Annotated in this window: 17 protein-coding genes and 1 pseudogene; 6 read left to right on the top strand and 12 right to left on the bottom strand. The window is 67.6% G+C overall.

Annotated elements, in window-relative coordinates:
- Positions 1 to 54: 54 nt before the first annotated feature.
- Positions 55 to 261, bottom strand: a pseudogene (locus tag ACFZB3_RS38275) (hypothetical protein); the annotation flags it as partial.
- Between the two features lie 65 nt (positions 262 to 326).
- On the opposite strand from ACFZB3_RS38275, the gene ACFZB3_RS38270 reads away from it, so the two are divergent.
- Positions 327 to 713 carry a hypothetical protein gene (locus ACFZB3_RS38270; RefSeq protein WP_391385567.1) on the top strand — a complete coding sequence of 129 codons (387 nt, stop codon included), beginning with the start codon at positions 327 to 329 and terminating at the stop codon, positions 711 to 713.
- A 249-nt stretch (positions 714 to 962) separates the two neighbouring features.
- Here the strand turns inward: ACFZB3_RS38270 and ACFZB3_RS38265 are convergent, their stop codons facing one another.
- The 6 genes from ACFZB3_RS38265 to ACFZB3_RS38240 form a co-directional block, all read right to left on the bottom strand.
- Positions 963 to 1,364: a hypothetical protein gene (locus tag ACFZB3_RS38265; protein ID WP_391384748.1), complete on the bottom strand. Its 402-nt coding sequence runs from the start codon at positions 1,362 to 1,364 to the stop codon at positions 963 to 965.
- A 279-nt stretch (positions 1,365 to 1,643) separates the two neighbouring features.
- Positions 1,644 to 2,024: a hypothetical protein gene (locus ACFZB3_RS38260; RefSeq protein ID WP_391384745.1), complete on the bottom strand. Its 381-nt coding sequence runs from the start codon at positions 2,022 to 2,024 to the stop codon at positions 1,644 to 1,646.
- On the bottom strand, positions 2,021 to 2,389 hold the full coding sequence (locus ACFZB3_RS38255) for a hypothetical protein (RefSeq protein WP_391384742.1): 369 nt from the start codon (positions 2,387 to 2,389) through the stop codon (positions 2,021 to 2,023). Before ACFZB3_RS38255 ends, ACFZB3_RS38260 begins: the two co-directional genes overlap by 4 nt.
- Before the next feature lie 76 nt (positions 2,390 to 2,465).
- Complete coding sequence (locus ACFZB3_RS38250) at positions 2,466 to 3,290, bottom strand: radical SAM protein (RefSeq protein WP_391384738.1); 825 nt, start codon at positions 3,288 to 3,290, stop codon at positions 2,466 to 2,468.
- Positions 3,287 to 4,588, bottom strand: a complete 1,302-nt coding sequence (locus ACFZB3_RS38245) for a radical SAM protein (protein ID WP_391384736.1) — start codon at positions 4,586 to 4,588, stop codon at positions 3,287 to 3,289. Before ACFZB3_RS38245 ends, ACFZB3_RS38250 begins: the two co-directional genes overlap by 4 nt.
- A gap of 5 nt (positions 4,589 to 4,593) precedes the next feature.
- The gene (locus ACFZB3_RS38240) at positions 4,594 to 4,950 is read right to left on the bottom strand and encodes a hypothetical protein (RefSeq protein ID WP_391384732.1); all 357 of its coding nucleotides are present in this window, start codon (positions 4,948 to 4,950) and stop codon (positions 4,594 to 4,596) included.
- Between the two features lie 828 nt (positions 4,951 to 5,778).
- Here ACFZB3_RS38240 and ACFZB3_RS38235 point away from each other — a divergent pair.
- A complete protein-coding gene (locus tag ACFZB3_RS38235) occupies positions 5,779 to 11,946 on the top strand; it encodes a DNRLRE domain-containing protein (RefSeq protein WP_391384730.1) in 6,168 nt (2,055 codons plus the stop codon).
- A gap of 40 nt (positions 11,947 to 11,986) precedes the next feature.
- Positions 11,987 to 12,916 (top strand): hypothetical protein, encoded by a 930-nt coding sequence (locus ACFZB3_RS38230; protein WP_391384727.1) that lies wholly within the window; start codon positions 11,987 to 11,989, stop codon positions 12,914 to 12,916.
- Positions 12,917 to 13,232: 316 nt separating this feature from the next.
- Here the strand turns inward: ACFZB3_RS38230 and ACFZB3_RS38225 are convergent, their stop codons facing one another.
- Both ACFZB3_RS38225 and ACFZB3_RS38220 read right to left on the bottom strand, forming a co-directional pair.
- Positions 13,233 to 14,108 (bottom strand): phosphotransferase, encoded by an 876-nt coding sequence (locus ACFZB3_RS38225; RefSeq protein WP_391384724.1) that lies wholly within the window; start codon positions 14,106 to 14,108, stop codon positions 13,233 to 13,235.
- Entirely contained in the window at positions 14,105 to 15,532 is a 1,428-nt protein-coding gene (locus ACFZB3_RS38220; protein WP_391384720.1) for a helix-turn-helix domain-containing protein, read from the bottom strand. The genes ACFZB3_RS38225 and ACFZB3_RS38220 overlap by 4 nt, the downstream gene beginning before the upstream one ends.
- On the opposite strand from ACFZB3_RS38220, the gene ACFZB3_RS38215 reads away from it, so the two are divergent.
- Positions 15,519 to 17,804, top strand: coding sequence for an RHS repeat-associated core domain-containing protein (locus ACFZB3_RS38215; RefSeq protein WP_391384717.1), 2,286 nt, complete (start codon positions 15,519 to 15,521; stop codon positions 17,802 to 17,804). The genes ACFZB3_RS38220 and ACFZB3_RS38215 overlap by 14 nt on opposite strands.
- A gap of 85 nt (positions 17,805 to 17,889) precedes the next feature.
- Positions 17,890 to 18,708, top strand: a complete 819-nt coding sequence (locus ACFZB3_RS38210; RefSeq protein WP_391384715.1) for a hypothetical protein — start codon at positions 17,890 to 17,892, stop codon at positions 18,706 to 18,708.
- A 232-nt stretch (positions 18,709 to 18,940) separates the two neighbouring features.
- Here the strand turns inward: ACFZB3_RS38210 and ACFZB3_RS38205 are convergent, their stop codons facing one another.
- Both ACFZB3_RS38205 and ACFZB3_RS38200 read right to left on the bottom strand, forming a co-directional pair.
- A complete protein-coding gene (locus ACFZB3_RS38205) occupies positions 18,941 to 19,384 on the bottom strand; it encodes a hypothetical protein (protein WP_391384712.1) in 444 nt (147 codons plus the stop codon).
- Between the two features lie 43 nt (positions 19,385 to 19,427).
- Positions 19,428 to 21,914: an ATP-binding protein gene (locus ACFZB3_RS38200; protein ID WP_391384709.1), complete on the bottom strand. Its 2,487-nt coding sequence runs from the start codon at positions 21,912 to 21,914 to the stop codon at positions 19,428 to 19,430.
- 347 nt (positions 21,915 to 22,261) lie between these two features.
- Between ACFZB3_RS38200 and ACFZB3_RS38195 the strand changes: the two genes are divergently transcribed.
- On the top strand, positions 22,262 to 24,148 hold the full coding sequence (locus tag ACFZB3_RS38195; RefSeq protein ID WP_391384705.1) for a DNA/RNA helicase domain-containing protein: 1,887 nt from the start codon (positions 22,262 to 22,264) through the stop codon (positions 24,146 to 24,148).
- 18 nt (positions 24,149 to 24,166) lie between these two features.
- On the opposite strand, the gene ACFZB3_RS38190 is transcribed toward ACFZB3_RS38195, so the two are convergent.
- Positions 24,167 to 24,433 carry a hypothetical protein gene (locus tag ACFZB3_RS38190; protein ID WP_391384702.1) on the bottom strand — a complete coding sequence of 89 codons (267 nt, stop codon included), beginning with the start codon at positions 24,431 to 24,433 and terminating at the stop codon, positions 24,167 to 24,169.
- Positions 24,434 to 24,792 lie beyond the last annotated feature (359 nt).

Genomic DNA, 24,792 nt, shown 5'->3' with positions numbered 1-24,792 from the left:
ATGCCCGTGATATCACCAGGTCTCCAGCACCAGCTGTTGCGCATCGGGGTGGATTCAGTTGGTGTGGCCGGTTACCGCGGGAACATCGGTCTTGTCGGCGTTGGCGAAGAGAAGAGTGGGCTTGGCCAGAATGTCGCGTCCGGCTTCGCTCTTGTAGATCTCGTCGACGCTGCCGAAGCGCGCAGCGGTGTTGTCGAGGCCGAGCAGGTCGGCGGCCTGACGGACCGATGCTTCGTCCGGGCCTCCGATCTCGATGAAGGTGGAGGCGCTCGCGCGCCCGGACGGCGAGGTTGGGCGGGAGGGGAAGTTCGAGGGTCCTGCGTCCCTTGGGGAGCGAGAAGCACGGGTGCCCTGACAGTGCCGAAGACCCGATCGAGGTCGACCTGGTGCTTGCGGGCACCGGTGGCCCTCACAACCAGGGCTTCCGCGAGTTCTTCGGCGGAACCGCAGGAGGCATGGCAGGAGACGATCTGAATAAGGCCTCCGCTGTAATCCGGATTCCCTCGGACGAGCTGGGCCATCTGCTCGGGTTGGGTGGTGATGAAGTCGAAACGGAAATTCACCCGCCTCATAGCAGACTGCCGTTGCGATACGGTGCGATGCAGGCACCAGCGGGCGGTCCGCTATGGAGAGTCAGGCGGGCGATGCGTCAGTTAGAAAAGACCTTCGACAAGAAGACTGGTCTGTCCGCCACTGTTGCTCATCCGGTTTGAGGTGTGTGAACACTGTTCCTCCCGCTCCGTGGTGACTTCAGACCAAAAGCAGAGGCGCGCCTGTCGAACAATTCTCAGGATTTCGAGATTGCTCCGGTGGTGCAGTTGGTGGGTGTGAAAAAAGGATAGCGGTTCCCGGTTCCCGTAGGTAATCCGGGCACCGGGAACCGCTTCGGGTTTCGAGAGCTCTAGCTCCCTGCCATGCCCATCCGGGGCTGGGCGTTTTCCCTCGTCAGGTCCTCGCTTTTCCTACAGCTCGCACCACTCGCCCAGCTCCTCAAGTGTTCTTTCCTGGGTGAAATTCCGCACGGTATCCCACGCGTTGTCGACGCTCAGTGCGAAATCACCTGTAAATTCCGTCAGGTCGTCCAAGATTGGGACCTCTGCTGACGTATCAGATGGAAGGGCCCCATCCCCAACGAGAAGGGACACGCTCTCTTCGTCGATGAAGAGATGGATTACCGCGTAATCATCCCGGAAGCCCAGGGTGAGCTGAGGGAACGGTCTCTCCGGAAACCGAACTTCAAGATACCCCTGGCCGCGTGAACGTAGTTGGTTGAAGTTACTTGCCAAATCGGGTAGTTCCGAGATTCTCTCGCCTGGGGTGAATCTTCCGGATTCCGGTGACGTCATCGACCACACGACGCTCATCTTTGCGCCTCCAAGATCTCCGGCGTCACCTAAGGCCACGCCTTAAACACCTGCGCGCCGGCTTGTGGCCCCCTCCGTGAGATCAGGGACAGCCGACAGCCACAGTCTGGCTGCCGGGGCCCGGCAAGAGTCGCACGCAGAGCCCGTGCGCAGGCTGAAACACGATGCCCGGCGCGGACGTCCACTAGGAACGCCTGCGCCGGGCACAGTTGCCAACTTCCGGGTTACGGAAAGGCCCCGGCGTTCGCATGGGGCATCCACATTCCGGCGCCTTCGCCTTCAGTGAGTGGCGTCGACCGGATCCTCGGCAACGATCGAGTCGCGTGTCACCTCGAAGGCGGCCTCTGCTTCCGGGTCACGTTCCATCATGCGTTCCCAGAAATCTCCTGCGATCCATTCCCTCGGCCCCATGCTCAGCCCGCCTCGCCGATAGATCTCCACACTCCACTGGGAAGGGATAACGTCAGACACCTGCTCAAAGAACTTTCCGCTGTACAGGCCGGCGAGGTCGCTTGGCGAGTGCTCGATTCGCAGAGAGGAGGAACCGTCACTCCGTACATGGAGTTCGAGTACCGTGTATTCCTGTCCCGGAATGAAGTGGTATCTGCCGTCGACGGGGTCGGGTGGGGCATCCGGGGCGCCCAGATAACGAACTCTCACCTTCTCTGTCCTCCGCCCAGCTTTACCTTGTAGTCGTAGTAGTAAATTTCTCCGCTCACTTCATTTCTGTAGAAGTGGATGTCGAATGTTCCCTCGCGTCCCGGGATGTTGAGGCGCGGAGTGGCGTATTTACCCCACTGGTCTATACCGCCGTGTTCCTCGAAGTACTCCCTCAAGTGAGTGTTTCCCATCTTGGAGCCCTCTTGGATCTTCGTGGAACGTGCAATGGTTTCGGTGGTGAGGTCCCCATCCTTGGTGAACATCTTGGCAGCTGCGGCTGCATCGGCCTCGTACTCTAGCTGCTTCCCAAGACGGACCCCGTTGGCGGCGTTTGACGCGCCCCCATATGCGGCGCCGGACGGCATGTGACGCCAACGGCGAACTCCTGATCCGCCGCGGCCCGACGAAGACCGTCCTCTACCTGGCCGGTCAGGAACTCCACTACGACACGGCCGCGAACAAGTTCACTCCTGTACTGCCGTACGGGCAGCGGCGGATGTCGCCGCCTGCGGACACGTACAGGGAGGTGGATGAACAGAGGGGGCGGTCCTCGGGATGGAGGTGCATGGTCCGAAGCCTTGTCAGGTACTCCAGGAACCTTGGCGTGAGGTGGAAGTAGCGGCCCAGGTGGGTGGTGTCGGCTCTCTGCTGGTCGAGGTAGCTGTGGACGGTGTGACCGGCGCGCCGCCGCCCCGCGTCGTCGAGGGCGACGGGGCTGAGCTGGATCTCGACCCCTGCTGCGGCGGCACGTTGGTAGATGTCCTGGCTCTCCTGGTCGCTGAGCTTCCAGTACGTGAGGTGAAGGACCTGCCGCTGTGCGGGGACCTGCTTCAGCGTCGCGATGGCCGAGGCTACGGATCGCGTCGTGAGGCCGAGTTCCATGGCGCCGGCCGAGTCCGCGGAGACGGTGACGTTCGCGAGCAGGTGGGCCAGGCCGGCCAGACGGTCTACGTCCTCGGGATCGCGGGCGGAAGTGACCACGGACACCGGCAAGCCGAACTGGTGGGCAAGTCGAACCAGTTGCCGTAGCTCGGGGTGGTGCGCGGGTTCGCCCCCGGTGAGACAGATCCCCTCGACGCCGATCTCCTTCAACCGGGACAGGGTCCGGGTGTAGGTGGAGACGTCCAGGAACCCGTGCGCGCGGTCGGCGCGGAAGCAGAACCCGCAGGCGATCCTGCAGTGGCCCGCAGTGCTGACCAGTGCGGTCCGATACCGCTTGCGAGGTGGCGCGCTCGGCGCTTCGGAGTGCGCAACAACCGCGCTCACTGGAGCCCCGTACTGTCCCATACGGCGATCTCCACCGTGCTCTGGTAGAAGGCGCACATCTGTGGGTCCGGGCGGTCCCCCGCGATCAGGAGCTGTTCGTTGCGGGAGGGACCGCCGCAGATCGCGAGGGCCGGGCACTCGCCGCACTCGGGGACCGGGGCGATCTCTTTGGCGATGCCGCCCAACAGCGCCGGGTCGGCCCGTAACTCCTCAAGGGTGTGCAGGAAGGTCGGCTCGGTGAAGTTGATGTCGCACAGGCTTATGCGGCTGCCGGGCAGCAGGGCGGCGTTGAGCGTGCGGTCGCTCTGTATGTGGTCGAAGAGCATGGGGCGGCGCCGGTCGAGAGCCTGGAACGCCCGGTCGAGGACGGAGAACATCATCCCGCCTCGGCCGAGGGCGACCAGGCGCGCCTGGTACAGCTCCTCGGCGAGTTCTGCGCCGTCGACAGTCCAGCGGCCGCCGGCGGGAATGGGCGTGTTGGCGTAGATGAACTTCAGGCTGAGCTCGTCGATGATCCATTTGACGGTCTCGGCCAGGCGCCCGATGTTCGCGGGCGTGGGGGTGAGATTGCAGCCCACGTGGATGCCGTCTGCATTGAGGAGCTGGCCTACGTTGCGCCGGATGCGGTCGTCGGCCGACTGTCCGCCCAGCAGTCTCCGGTGCTCGGAGTTGACCGACGGTGGGCCGTCGATGGATATCCCGACGCCGTAGCGGTAGCGGGAGAAGTGATCGATCATGGCGTCGGTGATTCGGGCGCCGTTGGTGACGACGGTGCGGCGCACGCGCTGTACGCCGTACTGCTCGGCGAGGGCATCCGCGAGTTCGTCCCCGCGCTGCATCAGGTCGAACCGGGTCGTCGGTTCGCCCCCGAACCACTGGATGGCCACCTCGTCCTGGCCGGCGTTGGTCTCGAAGAGGTAGGTCAGGCCGTCAGCGAGTTCCCGCTCTGTCATGTCCGGCTTGCCGGTGTTCGTGTCGACGAAGCAGTAGCTGCACTTCATGTTGCAGGCGTCGGTGAGGACGACCCGGAGACCGCTGATCCGTACGGGTAAGGGCTCCAGACCCAGTCTCCGGAGTCGGTTGCGGAGTGCTTCGCGCTGGTCGCGGTCGGGACCGTCCGGCGAGAAGCCGAGCTCGGCGAGAGCTGTGTGCGTCGCGGTCGGGGGAACCGCGGAGAGATCGGTGACCTCCCCGCGGTCGAGGTACACGCTGTCCAGCGTGACCGGGTCGAGGAGGGCGACCTCGCCGTCCCGGTCGTACCGGATGTACTTCCCCCACAGAAGCTGCGAGGAGGCCACTGGTGTTACGCGGCTTCCTCTTCCAGGATGCCGCGCTCGGCCATCAGCTCGCGGACGAGTTCCTCCCCCGTGGCCTGCAGCTGTGCCGAGGCCTCCGGGGAGCCGCCGTCCGCGAGGACGATCACGCCCGGAAGGGTGGGGTTCGCGGCGATGATCGTGATGCCGGCGGGCTCGGTGCTGACCACCATGATCGCGTTCTCGACGGGCACCCAGTGCGTGTTGTCCTTCAACGCCTCCAGGATCTCGGCCTGCTTGGCCTGGAAGGCATCGCGCTCGCCCATCCAGACCCCCGCCTTGCTCTTGGAGTCGACGACGTCGGCGTAGATCAGGTGATCGCCCTTGGTGCGCCGGGGAGTCGGCATGACCCTCTCCTTTCCCGTGCTCGGCTTGTGTCGGCTTCGGTGGTGCCAGTGCACAACGAGAGGTGTGCGGGGAGCAGCCTTCCGGGTCGCGGGGCGGACTGCACATCGCGTCGGTGATATAACCCGGGTGATATTTGGTCGGGGCTCGCGCCAGGTAGACCGCGCGTCAGTGTCCCGGTGGGAGTGGTGAGGTCAGGCGGCGCCCGAGCGCGCGTTCCAGCGGGGTGTCGGCCTCGCTGCGGCCCCGTAGTTGGGACTCCCAAACCTCGACGATCACACCGAGGCCACAGCGCTGGGCCTCGTCAGCCGCCGAAACCGTCCTCGGCAGCGGTCTAGGTACTGTCAGCCGGGCTGGGCCTTGCCCACCCATCAGTCACGGTCGGGGACGGAGAGCAGGACCAGCCTCTCGGTCTATTCACGACCTCTGCCCCGCTTCTCCTTCGGCACCTAGTTCTTACCTTTTGAGTGGGTCTTCTGGAAAGAATCACCCAAGATCGCAACTATCGGCCCACCACGCGTAGTCCCTGCTCAGGGCCTTGCGCGTGGAGAGAATGTCTTTTTTGTCGCCCTCGTGAAGGTGGTGGAGTTCAGGTGCTCACACCGTTTATTTAGCCCCTCTTTGCTGTTGCTTGAAGCGGTGTGTGCTGGCGCTAATGGCCCCATGTGAGGGCGATGTAAAGATCTGCTGCTCATCGCTTCACGCCAGCAGAAAGATCACGGGGTTCGTCCGTGCGCAGCAGATCCAAGTCCGGCAGACCGGGCAGTTCCGGTTTCCGTATACGTGGGACAGGCCTGGTGGCCGCCATCGCTCTAGTCGCAGAAGCGACCTTGACCCTCGCCAGCACCGGCACGGCTGTCGCCCTCCCGGTGACCGCTACGACGTCGGCCGCCACGTCGGCGGACGCAACCTACGGGGCCGCAGAAGCGAACGACCCTGCCTCCGCTCTCCTGGCGGCCCGCTTGCAGAACAGGAAGATCGAGGTGTTGTCGGAGCGCACGGGCGCCTCCACCACCTACGCGCTGCCGGACGGCAGCATGCAGACTGAGGACTACGCCGGTCCCGTCCGCGTGAAGCAGAACGGCGACTGGCACGACATCGACACTGACCTCTCCGACACCGGCCCGGACCTGGAACCCCAGGTGGCCGCGGCGGACATCGCCGTGTCGGACGGCGGTGACACCGACCTCGCCTCCGTCACCAAGGGCAGCGACTCCTTCGGCCTGGGCTGGGCGGACAAGCTCCCCACCCCGACCGTCAAGGACGGCACCGCCTCCTACGACCTCGGCGACGGCCAGACCCTGTCGGCGACGGCGCTGGCGCAGGGCTTCTCGGAGAACATCACGCTGGACAGCCGGCCGTCCGACAAGACGGTCAGCTACCGGATACCGCTGCACCTCAAGGGCCTGACCCTGTCCCAGGCCGACTCGGGCCACCTCCTGCTGAAGGACGATGACGGCAAGCTGGTGGCCGAGGCGCCCGCGCCGATGATGTGGGACGCGTCCAAAGACCCGGCCTCCGGTGAGTCCGCCCACGAGGAGCAGGTCTCGACGAAGATCGAGACCGCCGACGACGGCTCCCAGACCCTCGTCCTCACTCCGGACGCCGACTTCCTCGACACGGCCACCTACCCGGTGACCGTCGACCCCACCTCCACCCTCGCCGTCACCACCGACACCTGGGTGCAGACCCCGGACTACCCCGACTCCCAGGTCTCCTCGCAGGAGCTGAAGTCGGGCACGTACGACAGCGGCACGGATGTGGCCCGCGCCTACCTGAAGTTCGACGTCTCGAAGTTCACCGGCACGCACATCACGTCCGCGACGATGAAGTTGTACAACTACTACTCCTCCACCTGCTCCACCTCAGGCGCCGCGACCCAGGCCCGCCGGATCACCTCCACCTGGTCCTCGTCCTCGGTGACCTGGTCCGCCCAGCCGTCGACGACGACGACCGGCATGGCGACCAACACCGGCCACTGGGGCTACAGCTCCTCCTGCCCGGCCGCCTGGTCGAACTGGAACATGCAGTCCATCGTGCAGGCGTGGGCGGACGGTTCCACGAACTACGGCATCCAGCTGCGCAGCGCCGACGAGACGGATGCGACCACCTGGCGCCGTTTCCGGTCCGCGAACTACACCACCTCCGGGTACGCCCCGCAGCTGGTCGTCACCTACAACTCCTACCCGGCCAAGCCGACGTCCGTCGCCGTGTCCCCGTCCGCGGTCAACGCCTACAACGGCAAGCGGTACGTGACGACGTACACCCCGACTCTGTCCGCGAAGGTCTCCGACCCAGACGGCTCCACCGTCAAGGCTCAGTTCGAGATCACCAACGACCCGGCCTACTCGGGCGAGACGTCGTACTCCTACACCGCCACCTCGTCCTCCGTCTCCTCCGGAGGCACCGCCACCCTGGCCGTCCCGAGCGCGAGCCAGCTGGCAGCCTCGCACCTGCGGCTGCGAGTACGCGGTTACGACGGCACGGACTACGGCGCCTGGTCCTCGTACCTCTACTTCGTGCCGAACGTGGCCAAGCCCGCCGCGCCCACGATCACCTGTTCCCCGTACTCCTCGGGGGGCTGGACGGACAAGTCGGGCAGCGGCGCAACCTGCACGCTGTCCACGACCTCCACTGACGGCGCCGGCTACCAGTGGGGCCTGGACGACAAGACCGTCCCCAACAGCGCTCTGGACACCACCGACGGCACTGGCGGCCAGTCGCAGACCATCACCGTGAAGCCGGGCAACGGCTGGCACACCCTGTACGCCCGGACCATCGACTCCGGCGGCAACATCTCCACCTCCACCACGTCCTACGCCTTCGGCGTCGGCAAGGCGGGGCTCACCTCTCCGGTCACGGGTGACACCACGCACGACGACGTGACCCTGTCAGCCACCCAGTCCGGTGCGTTCACCGGGGTGACGTACCAGTACCGGATCGGCGCCGCCGATCCGTACGGCTGGCAGCCGATTCCCGCGAACTACGTGACCAGGAAGGACGGGACGGCGCTCTCCTCCTGGCCGTTCTCCTTCTCTTCGTCCGGCAACCCGGACGGCCTCACCTGGGCGGCGACCGACCAGATCTCCGACGACGGTCCGGTACAGGTGAGGGCGCTGTTCACCGACGGCACCAACACCTACGGCACCGACGCGGCCACCGTCACCGTCGACCGCAAGGCCGCCAACGCCCCCAGCGGCGCGGTTGGTCCGGGCTCGGTCAACCTGCTCACCGGTGACTTCGGTCTGTCGGCCACGGACGCCTCCGCGTTCGGCGCGACCGTGACCCGCGCGTTCTCCTCCCGCAACCCGCAGGGCGCCGCCGCACAGGACGGGCAGGTCGCCATTTTCGGACCGAACTGGACTTCGGGCGTCACCGCGCCGACATCCGACTGGACCTACCTCAAGGAGACGTCAAGCACGTCGGTGTCGCTGCTCGACTCAAGAGGGGCGGCCACCGGCTTCACCCTGCTCGACGCGACCGTCGGCACCTGGACCCCGCAGCCAGGTTCGGAGGATCTGACTCTGACCGGCTCCCCGTCCGGCAGTTCCTTCGTCCTGAAGGACACCGCCGACGGCACGGTCTCCACCTTCACCAAGCCGAACGGGAATTCCACCACCTGGCAGCTGGCCACCACCGCCACGGCCGCCGACGACTCGGCAAGCACCACCACCGTGGTCTCCAACGCGGTGCCGGTCTCCGGAGGCAGCGAGTTCCTGGCCGAACCCGAGTACGTCATCACACCCACCAGCGCAGTCTCCGCAACTGCCTGCAAGGCCGACCCGAGCACGAAGGGCTGCCGGGTCCTGGAGTACGTCTACGCCCCCGCGACCACCGCGACCTCCTCGGCGCTCGGTGACTACGCGGGACAGGTCAGCCAGATCAAGCTGTGGGCCACCGCCCCCGGTGGCTCGGCCGCGACCGCGACGGTCGTCGCCCAGTACGCGTACGACACCTCGGGCCGGCTCCGCGAGACCTGGGACCCGCGTCTGGACACCCCGCTGAAGACGGCGTACACCTACGACAGCGCGGGCCGGATCGCCACGCTCACTCCGCCCGGACAGCTGCCCTGGACCTTCGCCTACGACGCGGGCAGCGGCAAGCTGCTGTCCGCCTCCCGCCCCACGCTGAAGCCCGGCACCACGGCGACCACGGACGGCACGGCAACCACGAGCGTCGTCTACAACGTGCCGATCTCCGGCTCGGCAGCTCCCTACGACCTGTCCACTACCGCTACCGCCAAGTGGGGCCAGACCGACAACCCCACCGTCGGCACCGCGGTTTTCCCGCCGACCTCCGTGCCTGCCGGTAACGACGGCGGCTCCCTGGGCTCGGGCGACTACGCCAAGGCCACCGTCACCTACCTGGACGAGGCCGGTCTCGGCGTCGACACGGCCACCCCGGGCGGTCGTATCACCACCGCCGAGTACGACGCGATGGGCAACACCGTCCGTGAGCTGACCGCCGCCAACCGCGAGCTGGCACTCTCGACCACCACCAGCGACGACCCGCTGCTGGCCGGTGCCCTGGCGAACACCGCGAGCAGCGCGGACGCGGCCGGACTGCTGTCCACCGTCACTGACTACACGACGGCAGACGACGGCTCCGAGCAGCTGGCCGACGTCTACGGCCCGCTGCACACCATCACCCTCCAGCACACCCTCTCCGGCGGCACCGGCGCCGCCGACCTGGCGGTGGGCACCGAGACCCTCGCCCGTACTCACACCTCCTACGCCTACGACGAGAACCGGCCCAGCGACGCGGTCGTCTCCGACGAGCAGACATCCACGACCACCGGCGCCACCGTGGCCGGCTACCCGGCCGACGCCGACCGGCACACCACAGCCACTACGTACGACTGGACCGTCGGCCTGCCTCTGAGCACGGTCACCGACCCCAGCGGCCTGGCCGCCACCACCGGCTACGGCTACGACAGCGACGGACACCTGACCAAGGAGATCCAGTCGGGCTCCACAGGCAGCGACGCCAAGACGACGCTGACCACGTACTACTCGGCGACCGGCAGCGGCGACTGCCAGGGGAGCCCCGAATGGGCCGGCCTCGTCTGTCGCACCGCACCGGCTGCGGCCATCACCGGCGGGGGCTCCAACCCCACCGAACTGCCGACCAAGACGTACACGTACGACCGGTACGGCCAGATCCACACCCTCACGGAGATCGCGAACTCCACCACCCGCACCACGACCTACACCCGTGACGCGATCGGCCGTGTGCTCACGCAGTCCGTCTCCGGCGGTACCGGAACGGCCACCCCCGACGTCACCTACACCTACGACACCACCACAGGCGCCCTGGCCAAGCAGACCTCGAACGGGACGACCATCACGGCCACCCAGGACGAGCTCGGCCGCCAGGTGACATACGACGACGGCACCGGCGACACCACGACGACGGCGTACGACAGCTCCGACCGCCCCGTCACTGTCACCGACTCCGCCCCCTCCACCACCACCTACACCTACGACGCCACCACCGGCCTGCCCGCCACGGTCACCGACTCCGTCGCCGGCACCTTCACCGCCACCGGCCACGACGCGGACGGCAACCTCACCGCCGAGACCCTCCCCGGCGGCTACACCCTCACCCAGTCCTACGACCCCGCGGGCCACGAAACCGCCCGCACCTACACCGACTCCGGCAGCACGCCCGTGCTGACCGACACGGCCGACTACACGGCCGGCGGCCTGCGGGCCAGCCACAGCGAGAACAACGGCACCACCACGACGAGCACCTACACCTACGACAACGCCGACCGCCTCACCCAGGCCGCCGACGACACCGGTAACTCCTGCACGACCCGCTCCTACACGTTCGCCTCCGCCACCAGCTGGGACCGCACGAAGCTCGCCACGGACTCCAGCTCCACGGACTGCGCCGACACCACGGCCCCAACCACCACGACGGCGGCCCACACCTACGACAGCGCCGACCGCGTCAGCGACACCGGCTACACCTACGACGCCTTCGGCCGCACCACCGCCACCCCCGACGGCACCACGCTCGCCTACTACTCCAACGACCTGGTCCGCCAGGAGACCACCGCGACCACCCGGCAGACCTGGAGTCTGGACGGACTCCAGCGCCTGGCGAGCTGGACCACGCAGACCCTCTCCGGAGGCACCTGGACCGCCACGGCGACGAAGACCAACCACTACGCCGACAGCACGGACCTGCCGGCGTGGACCGCCGAGGACACCTCGGGGACGATCACGCGCGACGTGGAGGACCTCACCGGATCACTCGCCGCCACCACGGACGCCACGGGCAACACGGTCCTGCAACTGTCCGACCTGCACGGCGACGTCACCGTCCAGCTGACCCTCGCCTCCACCACGGTCACCAGCCACGGCTACGACGAGTTCGGTAACGCCACCACGACCGCTCGCTACGGCTGGCTCGGGAGCCACCAGCGCTCCGCGGAGACCCCCACCGGCCTGCTGCTCATGGGCGTCCGCTTGTACAGCGCGGCCGACGGCAGGTTCCTGCAGACCGACCCGGTCCCCGGCGGCAGCCAAAACGCCTACGACTACGCGGGACAGAACCCCGTGAACACGTCAGATGTCATGGGGACGAGCTTCAAGTACAAGAACGACGGCTGGCAGTGCGGTCACGCCGGCTGTGTGCACCTGACCCGCAGGTGCGCGGAGCCAAGCGGTCACTGCTCCCTCTACTTTGCTGTGAAGCTCACCGGCCACTGGCGCTCGGCGTACCGCGTCGTCCTGTCCTTCACGATCCTGGTGGAGGGCCACACGGTGAGTCCGTGGCACGAGTACGGCCACCCCGAGCCTGGCAACTACCTCTGGCACCCATCATGGGGCGAGCACGAAGACGACAGCCTACGCGGGCGCTACCGCTACGACCTGGTCTTCATCGGCCATGTGGAGGGCTACTCCACCGTGGAGTTCGACGTGACGGGCGATGTGATCATGCCCGGCGGGAAGTCGTACACCCTGTACGGCTACGGGAAATGGGACTAGTGAGGCCGTGATGGCTCTGAGAACGCAAAGAACGTACGTCATGGCCAGCAACGGCCTTGGCGACTTCGTGGCCGTTGCACTGACCCGGCCGCACGACGGAGGTCCCCAGGTGTCCACCGTCGTGCTGGTCGGCGACGAGGGACGGACCGTGCGCGAGATGGTCGGTGCCCGGGCGGGAGGGGAGAAAGGTGTCGTACACCTGACCCCCGCCCTGCTCGGGGAGCTCCCGCCGGACCTTGATTGGGTCCGGGCGGCGGAGGGAACACCGCTGAATCTGATGCTGCTGGATGCGGAGTTGCCGACCGAGGCCGCCCATGAGGCACTGGCCGCACTACTGCGGGAGCACGGCAACCCGGGCGTCGAGGTGGTGTCGGTCGGCGGACCATACCGCTGCCCCTGCGGGGCGGCGCCGCGGCTCATGCCACCCGGCAGTTCCGGGGACGCCGTGGAGGCGCTGCTGCCGCTGCTGGACGACGTCACCGTCTGTCTCGTGGGCGCTGGGGACGGCTCCGCCGAAGCCGCCACAGATTACTGGGAGTTCGTGTCCGGGCTCGCCTCGGCCCGGGAATCGAGCATCGAGGGAGCCACCGCTCGCGAGTTTGCCACCGTCGTCGTGCAGGACTGCTCGGACGTCCTGTCGCTGGCCTGCGCGGGAGCGCTGGGGTTTGAGGGGGACGTGGCGACCTTTCCCGACGGCGAGATCATGCGGGCGGACCGGACTTCGGCCGGGGTGGTCCGGTTCTCGGCCGCGGACGAGCCCTTGGCTCTGGCGCCACATCAGTGCCCTGCAGGTACGGAACCCAGACAGCCGCGACACTCGGGCGCGCCTGAGCATGGACCGGACGCGGTGACCTGGCGGCGGTTGGCGCAGACGATGGGGATAACCGGCCCGGATGCGGTCGCACGAGCTGCGGACAGACTGCTGAGTTCGGGAGAGAAGCTGGTCGCCTTCCCCGTCCACAGAGTGTGAAGCACGCTCTTGGCAAAGACAGATGGGCCCGCCCCTGGGAGCCAGGGGCGGGCCCATCTGCGCCCTCGCGATGGTACTGAGCGCGGTAGCCATAAAGGGCGCGCTCGCGGTGACGCTGAGCGGAAACTGCTCAGCTGGCGCTGGCACAATGTGGCTTGAGCCAGTTGGCCGGTGAACCAGCGCCGCATGCGGGTGGGCTGGTGATCATGAAGTTTGATGACGTTCTCGTCTTCGCTCACTCCGAGAAGGAGGACACTGCCATCGAGAAGGAGACGTTCGGGAATTACACCCGCGACCGATTCCCGAAAGCCCCGGGTCAGGCCGCATTCCAGGAGGCCGTTTCTCTCCCGTCCATGAGCGTTGCGACTCGGTGTGAAAGCTGCTCTCCGGCCGCCTCGTCCCCTCGATCCGCGCGTCGTATGAAGGCGCCGAGGGTGTGCAGGTCCCGAATCGCTCGCAGGACGGGCAGTCCATCCCACTGCCGGATGTCGTATCCGTACCGACGGCTGAATTCGTCGAGGTCTGCGGCAGTGCGCCCGAACCGGACCCCTTGGAAGGTGTTGGCCAGGTCGATCTCACGGGGGCCGGACGCAGCCTCGTCCCAGTCGCCGAGCCGCACGCCGTCACCACTCCAGAGCGTGTTTCCCGGATAGGCGTCACCGTGGATGTGACCCTGGCCCAGAGGGAAGTCGAGCTTGCCGTAGCTGTCCAGAAGCTCCTCCCGCCGCGCAGACAACCACTCACGCTCGGCCGGGGGCAGGTGGCAGCTCGACTCCACGGAGCTCTTGAACGAGGTGAGGGGCTGAAACCGGGGAAGCGGGATCGGCGGCGCCGGCAAGGAGTGGAGTTCACGTAGCAGGACGCCCAAGGAGCCAGCCGTTGGCCCGCTGCCTCCTGGCTGTGGGTAATGGCGCCAGAACGTCACCGCATGCGGATCATAGACGAGCGGCTGGGGGAGATCCGCGGGCTCCGTCGCCGGGAAGCCGTTCGCGACGAGCCAGCGGGTCAGCGACACCGCCGTATCGAGACGTGTCCGCTGGGAGACGGGGCTGACGCGTACCACGATGCCTTCGTCGGCGAGGAGGAACACGGACGTGGCGTGCTCGTGGAGTCGGGTGAGTGAGTGGTCTGCCAGGCCTGACGCTCGGCAGGCCATGTGGGCGGCGGACTCGGGAGAGACCGTCGTCGTCATGGGGCAAGGACCTTCGTTCGGGTGTCTATCGCCTGGTAGCCGCGAGCCGCGTCGGCGAGTTCACGCGCGACGGGGTTCCGGGCGAACCGTGGTTGCTCCAACAGCCTAGCCACTGACTGCACGTCGCCGAGTTGCCGTATGCGTCGGTCCGCCGGCAGATCCAGGACGGGCCGAAGCTGCTCTCCGGCTCCCTCGATCTCCCCTGCGGTGATGCGCGCTGTCGCGATGTCGAGGCGCGCCAGGGCCTCATCGCCGTACGACCGTTGCTCGGGAGGGCCGGCCTCGTAGAGTTCGATCGCCGTGGTCGCGTGCTGCTCGGCAAGTCGGTGTTCCCCAAGGAGTGCGAAGGTGCCGCCGATGTAGTAGTGCTGCTTCGCCTCTGGGAACGTGAGCAGGCCTCCGAACCGGGTCAGCGCGTCTGGAGCCCCATGCCGGTCCCGGGCCCGTTTGAGTTCCTCGACGGCGGCCGTGGCAGTCCGGCGGTCGCCGATCCGCGCCGCCGCCCGGGCCTCGATCGCCGCGATCCGGATGCGGGTTTCTCCACCAGGGGACAGCAGGGCCGCCTGCCGTGTGTAGTCGAGAGCTGTCTGCCTTCGTGATGACCACTCGGCGATCAGGGCGGCCGTGCCTTTTACCCAGGCCCGCAGGTCGTTGTGATCGGACTGTTCGGCGAACGTCCAGGCCGTCTGCAACTGTGCGACGGCGGCGTCCTCGTCGCCCAGGTTCTGCGACGCGTGAGCGAGCAGCAGGGAGCTGGTGCCGGCGAGCAGGAGGAGGCTTCTGGTCTGGCCGAGAGGCTGGCGGCCGTTCAACAGGCCGAAGAGATGATCGCGTGTGGACACGAGGTCCGCGAAGATCCGGTGCAGCGGTGCGTGGACGTAGTCGCCGGCGATCCCGGCGAGGGCGGCCTCGATCCCTTCGAGTTCCACTTCACTCACGTTGCTCTTCGTGATGTCGCTCGCGAAGTTCAGGGACTGCGCGGCGGCCTGGGCCGCCAACTGGTTCAGGTCGGTGGCCTCGGTCACGCCGGGCGACACGTCGACGGGCGTCCTTCCGATCTGTGCGGGGACGGAGACGTCGTACGTCCCCTGTTCGCGAAAAGGCGGAGCCAGTAGGGCGTCCGGCGTTCCGATGCCTTCGAGGAACCGCGCGACCTTGTCGAGGTTCGTGAGACGACGGCTGCCAGCTTCGAGCATCGACAGGAAGCCCTGGCTCAGGCCTGCCATGGACGCCATGTCTTCTTGCCGAAGACCGGCTCTCTCCCGGATGAGTCGGCTTGCACGGCCGAAGTCCCAGGCCGCGATGGCTGTTTGGATGTCGCGGTCGGTCCACACCGCGTCCGGGATGCCGGGGACCGGTTGCGGTTCCCACTCCTTGGTACGGGCGCATGCCGCGCACCGTTCGTCAAGGTTGTACTGGCTCAACCGGCGCCTCTCCTGGTACACCGCGGATGTCAGCTACTCGCCCTACGGCGAGGCCCTGCGTACCGTCACCGGCCCCGAGCCCTACCGGGTCTGGACCACCAACTTCATCGACGATCGCACCGGCCGGCTCCAGCGCACGGTCAGCGACCGGGAGACCGCCGGCCCGCATCGACTGGCCGACACCCGCTACTCGTACGACACGGTCGGTAACGTCACCTCCGAGGCCACCGGCATGGCCGGTACGACATCGACGGTCTGGGACACCCAGTGTTTCACCTACGACGCGATGGGCGAACTGGTCCACGCCTGGACCTCGAACATCACGCCCGGCACCAGTGGCACCGGCTGCAAGGCCGCCACCGGCACCGGCTGGGGCTACCGCAGCGACGGACAGCGCTCCTCCGGCCCCGTCGCCAACGCCCCGGACAGCCAGAGCGATGCCACGGCACCCGACGACGCTCTGAAGACGTCACTGGCGAACGCCGCCCCGGACACCAGCACCGTCGCGACGGGCACCGGTACGGCCTACTGGGACTCGTTCACCTTCGACGCCATCGGCAACCGGGCCACCCAGACCCAGCACGCCACGGCGAGCGGTCTGGACACGGCCCAGGACGTCACGCGTACCTACGGCTACGGCAAGTCGGTCACCGGCAACGGCACCAGCCAGTCGACTCTCACCCAGCCGCACACCCTCACCAGCGTCACCAGCGCGAAGGGCGGAATCGCCGGCGGTGCCCAGACCTACGACTACGACGCGTCGGGCAACACCACGACCCGGCCGGGTGCCACCCAGGACCAGTCCCTGACCTGGACCGCCGAGGAGAAGCTCGACACCGCGACCACGGAAGGCAACACCACCCGGTACGTCTACGACGCCGACGGCAATCGCATCCTTCAGCACTCCTCCTCCGGCACCACGCTCTATCTGGGCGAGACCGAGATCACGACCGACGGCTCCGGTACACCGGTCAACGCCGTTCGCACCTACTCCCAGGACGGTGCCCCGACCGTCGTCCGTACCACCAACGGCTCGGCCACGGGTCACAGACTCAGCTGCCTGCTCACCGACCAGCTGGGCACCGCGACCATCGCGGTTGACCTGGGCAAGGACCAGACGGTCACCCGCCGTGCCTACAAACCCTACGGCGAGTCCCGCGGTACCAAGCCTTCCAGCTGGCCCGACCGGCACACATACCTTGGTGTCGGCATCGACGACACCAACACCGGGCTCACCCATCTCGGAGCCCGTGAATACGACCAGAACACCGGCCGCTTCATCTCCGCCGACCCGGTCCTCGACATCGCGGACCCGCTCCAGATGAACGGATATGCCTACGCCAACAACAGCCCCGTCACACGCAGCGACCCCACAGGCCTTGAAAGCTGCGGGCCCGCGAACTACAGCTGCACCAAGGACACGATCGACTCCATCAACCACACCGGCGGCGGTGACACGGGCGGTGGCACCGACACCGGCTCCAAGGGGAAGGACAAGCAGGGCAAGACCGTCCTCCGCAACAAGGGGAAGTCCAATCTGGGAACGGCCTGCACCAGCGCGGCCATGGGCGCGATGAAGAACCCCCACGACGTGGCGGTCTGCAAGACCGGAGAAGCGGCCGCGGAGTGGGCGAAGGCCCACAACGTGGACGGTTACGTCACCGTGGACATCGGGGAGGGGTCGAAGGCCGCCAATCACGTCCCCGGAGGCCACCGCAAGGAAGACGGCAAGGACGGGGAAGCCGACGTCATCCTGTGGGCCAAGGGCCGGGTGTACATCTGGGAGGTCAAGCCCAATCCCGGAAAGGGAAAGGACGACACGTACGCCTTCCGGGACGGACCGGACCAGCTCGCGAACTACGTGACCAAACTGAGAACCTATTTGCGCGGCCAGGGTGACAAGCGGGCGGTTCAGAACGGTCCTTCGATCGCCCGCAAGGAATTCACCTGGACCCGGTACAGGGGCGCGGTGTGGTCCAGGGGTGACTTGCCAGGAATGCGCTTCTACGGCCTACACGACGACGATGACGACGAACCCACACCGCGGCCGAGCCCTGGTCCGACCGAGGCTCCCACGTCGAAGCCGACGCGGACCCCGACGTCCGAACCCACTCCGTCCGCGACCGGAACCTACGGCCCGAGTTCACCCGATACTGACTACAGCGGCGAAGTCGCCGTGGTCGGCGGGGCCGTGACGTTCACTTCCATCGTGGTGGGCGTGGGGAACGTTTTGTCCAAGGGGCCAGCCTGCCTCTTGGGCGGCATGTGCTGAGGAGCTTCGGACGACGGGGGTGCCGCCCACGTATGGTGGGCGGCACCCCGGAGGATCGAAGTCGTGTGAGAAGGATGGACGATGCATGGACGTGTACGTCGAGGCGACCCTCGATCCGCTCGGTGCGGCCGAACGGGGAGCAGCCGCGGCCGATTGGTTCGAGAAGGCGCTTTCCGGGCCGCTCGCCGAACTCGCGTACCAGGAGGAGCGCACTGAACACGGTGTGCACTCCGGGACTTCCATTCGGCAGTCCGAGGGGAGCCGGCGTCTCCGTCTCTCCCACCTCGGACGGAATCGCGCGCGGCTGAAGGACGAACTGGAGAAGAGCCCGGACTTGGTCGTCACGGAGTTCTACGGTGACGACGTTCTTGGCCGGGTGCAGTCCTCCTACTTTCCGGTGGAGGGGGATTGGTCCAAGCTCGTCGTCGCGCTCCAGGCAGGACCCGCGCGCCTCGCCGATCCCACGTACTGCACAGGACTCGTGGAATTCCTCGCGCAGGCACTCGACGCCCTCGATCCGGCATTTGCCCGCATTGAGCGGGACGTGTTCTCGGACTGGTCCAACATCGAGGCTGTCCTCAGCCGTGACCTCGACGAGTCCCTTCCTGAGGACCGGGAGTTCCTGCGCGGCTATGCCTGGGTGACGGTATGCCCCGGGGAGTTGGCGCAGCGCCTGGGCGGCGCAGCGGCATTGTCCGCTTCCGGGGCGTTCCACCGAGTCGTTCCGCTCGGGGCAGGCGGGGTGTTGCTGCAAGCTTCGGAGACGGTGTCCGGGTACACGGACGAAGTCATGGAACGGGTGTTCACCGCGCTCGCCCCGGTGCTGCCCGAGGGCGAACCCCAGGCGGATCCAGCCCATCCCACCATGCGCTTCGTGCCTCGGGACGCCGGCCGGGCGCACTGAGTCTGTTCCAACCTCTCGCTTGGACCGGGCAGTTGGCCCGGCAGGCGGATGAGGCCTCCGGTAGACGGGTTCGCGACCAGGAGAATTGTTTCCACCGGAAGCGTCGCGTCCCGGTCGACCCGTCCGGCACCGGCGTGGCCGGCTCCGCCCTTCGACGCGTGGTGGAGAGGCTGATGCTCAGGCGAGCCGCTGCGACGGTGCGCCTGAGCAGTCCCGCGCTCTCTCCGGCTGATCAGCCGCCCAGCCGTCGGGTGAACTCCTGTGCCAGTTCGTCACCCGCTGCCGAGACCGTGCTGGTGACCAGTGGGCCGAGGAGGAAATGCCGTACCGCGTCGGCGAGAGGGGGGAGGCGGCGCCGGAACCAGCCCTGGACGTGCTCCATCGTCGCCAGGTCGGGTACGTCGGCGGCGACGGCCTCCTCCAGTTCGTCGAGTTTGGCCAGGGCGTCGGCCGCGACGCTTGCGTCGAGCCCCGCGGTCTCGATGAGGTCGCGAAGTCCGGCGATGGCCGTCGTCAGGTCCGCCCTGTCCGCGACCGGTTCCGTCGCCGGTGCAGCGGTGGTCGTGGTCTGGTGTTGTTCGGCGGTGACGTGGTGGCCGACCGAGATCTGGCCGGTCGCGTCCCGGCCGACACGGATGGTGACGTTCTTGCCGCCCGGAGGCTGCTCATGCTGCATGGACTGGTTCCTCAGTGCTGGGGCCGAACAGGCCCGCTGGTCCTCAATTGCCGTCGGTGGTGAGGGCTTCGCACACGCCGGTGCCTGACGCATCCTCAAGGTCGTGCGCGGTGGTGACGCACATGGAGAGCGGCAGGTGCTGCCCGCTCTGGGCGTCACTGCTCTTCTGCCACGTCTTGAAGGCGGTGATCCGTTTGTCTGTCATCGTGAACGTGCAGGTGGCGGAGCGCCGGCCTTCGTCGCACCCGTACCAGACCGGCGTGGTGTCATAGGCCTCGGGCTGGCCGAACCGAAGAGATTTGTACGGGTCGGGTCCGTCGATCACCGCGGTCAGCCGGACGCTGTCGCCGACGGCCAGCCGGAACGGACCACAGGCGGTCGACCTGCTGCTGTCGGGCGTGGCATGGGCATCGAAGGTGTCGTGGAAACACTTGCCTGCCGCACCGGTGACCGTCACCCGCCAGTTGCTGGGCATCGAGATCATGTAGGGATAGGTGACCGGTTTCGCGTCCGAGGGGTTCGAACTCCCACAGGAGGCACGGCCGCTCGCGTCCTCGGAGCTGTCGGTGGAGACACACACCGTCTTGGCCTTGTCGGCGGTGATCGTGCACGAGGAAGCCGCCGGGCCCTCTTCGCACCCCCAGTAGAGGATTCTGGTGCCGACCGGCAAGGTCCCGGCCGGGTCCACGGACACCGGTCCCTTGCGACCCTTGGCCGTCTTCACCACGGTCGTGCAGTCCGTGCCGGACGCGTCCTGGCGGCAGCCTGCCTGTGGTGTGCCGGGCATGGTGACCCTCAGGGCCGAGGTGACGACGTGGACCTTGACCGGCACGGTGTCCCCGCCGCCACTGTGCAGCCCGAGCACGGTGCCGCCGGCGACGGTGGCCGCAAGACCGCCGCCCAGGACCACTTTGGCGCCGATGCCCAGTTTCGAAGCGGCCGCCTTGGCGGTGGTTGCCGGACCATGGCCGTGGACCTGGGCCTGGCCGGAGGACGAGGCGGGACCGTGACCCGTGGTGTGCCCGCCGCCGTGCGGGCCGACGTCGGTCGGAAGAGAGCCGGGCTGACACAGGGACGTGCCGTGCTCGGCCGCGTGCACCCCGCCCTGGTTGCCGAGCTCGTGCCACAGCGTGGCCGCCAGGGCGAGTGCCGCCGCGGCGGCGACGCGCTTCCCTGTCACCAGCCGGCGGATGCCGTCCTCATGGGTGAAGTAGGCGATCAGAGGGCGGTCACCCGCCTTCCGCGCCGCTGCGCCGCCCTGCTCCAGGATGCGGCCCCAGGCGCCCATCCGCAGCGAGAGCGCGGCACCGGGTGCGGCGGCCCGGGCCAGCCGTGCACCGGGTGCCGGGTGTCCTGCCGCCGAGACCGCACCGACCACGCCCGCGACCAGTTCGGCCGCTGCCGCGAGGTCGGCCGGGGTCCGCTCCGGGGCGGCCGCCCAGTGCCGCAGGCGTTCGCACAGAGTCATCAACTCGTCCACGTCCGCCTCGGACCCGGCACCGGTCTCGCGCGGCACACCTGGCGCCCACCGGTAGCCGTGGTCCGTCTCCACAGCCAGGCCGGCCGCCACCAACCGGTCGCAGACGTCGCGCATGTCGTCCAGGCCACGCGCCGTGTCAAGTTCGCCGTTCGTCCGCTGAGGAAGGAGTACCGACAGGAGTCCCGGGCCAGTGCCCCCATCGCCGGCCAGTGCCAGGATCCGCCTGACCGCGCGCTCCCGCACGGAAAGCCGCTCGACGACCAGCGGCAGCAGTTCCGAGACCTGCGCCGGGCGGGGCAGCGGACCCCCGGACCGGTAGGCCACCGCGGCTGCGGCGAGCAGTTGCAGCGGGGCACCCTCGGTCAGCCGCCACAAGGCCTTCGCGGCCGGTAGCTCGTCGGTGTCGAGATCCCGCGCCAGGGTCCGTTCCAACAGCTCAACGGAGTCCGCCTGCCCGAGTCCGCCCAAGCGCCTGGCAAGGCCCTCGCCCCACAGGGTGCGCTCCGTGGCCGTCATCAAGTAAGTGGCGGACGGGGCGGCGTCGAGAAGTTCGTCCAATTCCGCTGCCGGACAGCCGACATCGTCCAGGAGAAGTCGCAACTCGTGCCCCGCCATGAGGGCACGCAGTTCCGCCCGGCCCGGCCGGTAGCCGGGCGCCTCGTAGCATGCTTCGAAGATGTCCTGCAGCACGTCGCCGAGCTCGCGACCTGTCGCGGACAGGAAGACAACCCGCTGCCCGTCCTCGGCCATCCGATGCGCCACCCTGCGCAGCAGCGTGCTCTTGCCGATCCCGGCGGCCCCGTGCAGCTGCACCGGGCTGCCTCGGTCCACCATCCGGACGACGTCGGCCGTCTCGTCCTCCCGCCCGACGAGGCCCAGGGCCGGGCGAGGCAGCAGCGTCACGTCCTCCCGTGGAACCGGAGTGGGCAACTGGTCCGACTGCACCACGGTGACGGTGGAATAACTGCCCGCCACCTGGATCACATGGTGTCCGACCGCGATCTGCCCGCTGACATCCCGGCCGACTTCGATACCTATCGCGCCAGTCATTCCGCCCCCCTGTTCCCTCATCGGCGTTCCCGTCCAGGGAATCCACTCGGGGCGGAAAGCCTCCCGCGTGCAGCACGACGGGAACAGGGCGCGCGGAGGCGCCTGCCGGGCGCCTCCGCGCAACGCACCACTCCTCATACGCGGGCGCAGCACCTTGGCGTTGGCAGGGGAGACACGGCACGACGTCTGCCGCCGCCACTGCGATCACTCGTACGACTGCCAGTGCCGCCAGGTACCCTCAAAAACATCGTCAACGCGGCCCGACGGGCTTCCGCTCCACCTCGGTGGAGTCTCGAAGGACATGCCCCCACCCGCACGAGTCATTTCGTGCTGCCTGGGGGAATTCCTTGCTGTTCCGCGCGTCCGCGAAAACGGTCGCCGTCATGGCACTCGACGGTTCGCTGTTCCTGCACCTCACCGACAAGTTCGTCCACATGCACGGCTATCGGCCCGGCGCCTCGGAGGTGCGTTCCTGGGAGCGCAGCATCCCCGTCCTGGCCGCCGCACTCAACGACGCCGGCCTCGGCGACGTGGAGGTCATGCTGGAGTACTCGCTCCCCCTGAACAGCAAGCGTGCGGACGTCGTGCTCGCCGGAGTCCACCCGGTCACGGGCGAACCGTCGTACGTCGTGGTGGAGCTGAAGCAGTGGAGCCAGGCGCTGCCCCACGAGGACGATCCCACCCTGTGTCATGTCGACCCCTACGCCCGCCCTGTCCTCAACCCCATCGAGCAGGTGCGCCGGTACTGCCAATACCTCGTGAACTTCAACGGGGCGGTGTCCGATCACGGGCACCGAGTGGCCGGAGTGGCGTTCCTGCACAACGCCACGGAGTTCGGCGTGACCGGACTGCGGGAGATCGAGCGCGATGGCAGTGGCCTGCTCTTCACCGCTGAACGCCGCGGCGCCTTGGTCGACCACCTTCGCACGAGGCTGAGCGACAAGCACCCGGGGGCGCGGGCGGCGGACGAACTCCTCGCAGGCGCCAGAGTGCCGTCGAAGCAGCTCATGTCCGTGGCCGCTGAGGAGGTGCGAGACCGTACGCAGTTCGTCCTCCTCGACGAGCAGCAGGTCGCCTACCGCATGGTGCTCAACGCAGTGGAGAAGGCGAAGTACGCCGATCGCAAGGAGGTCGTCATCGTCACGGGCGGTCCCGGCACCGGCAAGAGCGTCATCGCTCTCCAGCTGCTCGGCGAACTCTACCGACGTGGGGTCCCAGCCCTGCACGCCACCGGCTCGCAGTCGTTCACGAAGACGATGAGGAAAGTCGCCGGAGACCGCAAGCGGGAAGTCCAAGACCTGTTCAAGTACTTCAACAGCTTCATGACGGCCGAGAAGAACAGCCTGGGCGCCCTGATCTGCGACGAGGCACACCGGATCCGGGAGACCTCGGCCAACCGCTTCACGCGCGCCGCGAACCGTACCGGCAGGGCCCAGATCGACGAACTCATCGACGTCGCCTACGTGCCCGTCTTCTTCCTCGACGAGCACCAGGTCGTCCGTCCCGGCGAGATGGGCACGGTGGCCGAGATCAAGGCGGCAGCGGCGAAGCGGGGGATCCCCTGTCATGTCGTCCCATTGGACAGCCAGTTCCGCTGCGGCGGCAGTGACGCGTACCTGCGCTGGGTGGTCCGCCTCCTCGGTCTGGAAACGGGCGGGCCGGTCGTGTGGGAACCCGACGGCCGTATGCAGTTGCTGGTCGCCGACAGCCCGCAGGAGATGGAAGCCTTCCTCGAAGCCCGCCGGGCCGATGACTACGGTGCTCGAATGTCCGCCGGCTACTGCTGGCGCTGGTCTCCGGAACCCAAGCCCGGCGACCCGCTCCCGCCCGACGTGGTCATCGGTGACTGGTCCCGTCCCTGGAACCTGCGTGGAGACCGCTCCGTGTCCGGCGCGCCCCCGGCCGCCCTGTGGGCCACCGACCCGGCGGGCTTCGGACAGATCGGCTGTGTCTACACCGCCCAGGGTTTCGAGTACGACTGGTCCGGCGTGATCATCGGACCCGACCTGGTGTGGCGCGGCGACCGCTGGGTGACGGACCGCACGGCGTCCAAGGATCCGGTCTTCAAGAAGTCCACTCCTGACACCGACGTGGACCGCCTGATCCGTAACACGTACAAAGTGCTGCTGACTCGCGGCATGGTCGGCACGATCGTGTACTCGACTGACCCCGAGACGCGACAGAAGCTGCGGCAGCTTGCGGGTGGACCGGCGAGGGAAGCCGTGCCGGTCTGACGGGTCGGTCGCGTGCGTTCAGACGTCGTCAGAAACCCAGACGGGTGGATTCCGTTGGGTTTCGCGCAGAAAGCGGTCGATGTCGAATCCGTGCTCGCTCAGCCGGTATTGAGCCGTGTCCAAGTGGTGGTCTTCGAAGAGATGCCGGTACCACGGCAGGAGGACGAACGCCTCTACGCTCAGCTCAAGGCGACCGGCTTCCCACAGTGTGGTGAAACCGTCCGAGGCGTTGCCGCCGCGCAGGAGCTGCTTGGCGGCCCCGACGCCGCCCAGCTCACTCAGCATCTGTCCTGCCCCTGACCTGGCACCTGTGTCGGAATGAAGGGTCTCACCACGGCCGCCTTCGTGAGGCGAGGAACAGAACGTCGAGCCCCCGGCGGCAGGTGCCCTGGTGGATCAAGAGTCCGGGTCGTCGAACAAGGGCTCCTGCGCGGTGGGCGGGGAGTACGACGTCACCTTGGGCCTCTTCTTCGAGCTGCGGTTACGGACACGTGTGGTACGAGCACGAGGCGTTTCCTCGCCTGTCTCAAGCCCCATCACGACGCTGTAGGGCCTTCCCCCGTGAAGGTGGGCACGCGGTTATTGATCACGCGGCGAGCGTGAGTTTAGCGGTGTGGTGTCGGTGTTCGTATTCGTTGGGGCTG

Source organism: Streptomyces sp. NPDC008092 (assembly GCF_042957285.1).
In the GTDB taxonomy this organism is placed as follows: Bacteria; Actinomycetota; Actinomycetes; order Streptomycetales; family Streptomycetaceae; genus Streptomyces.
The sequence above is the reverse complement of the archived record's forward strand: the minus strand, read 5'-3'. Positions and strand labels throughout refer to the sequence as shown.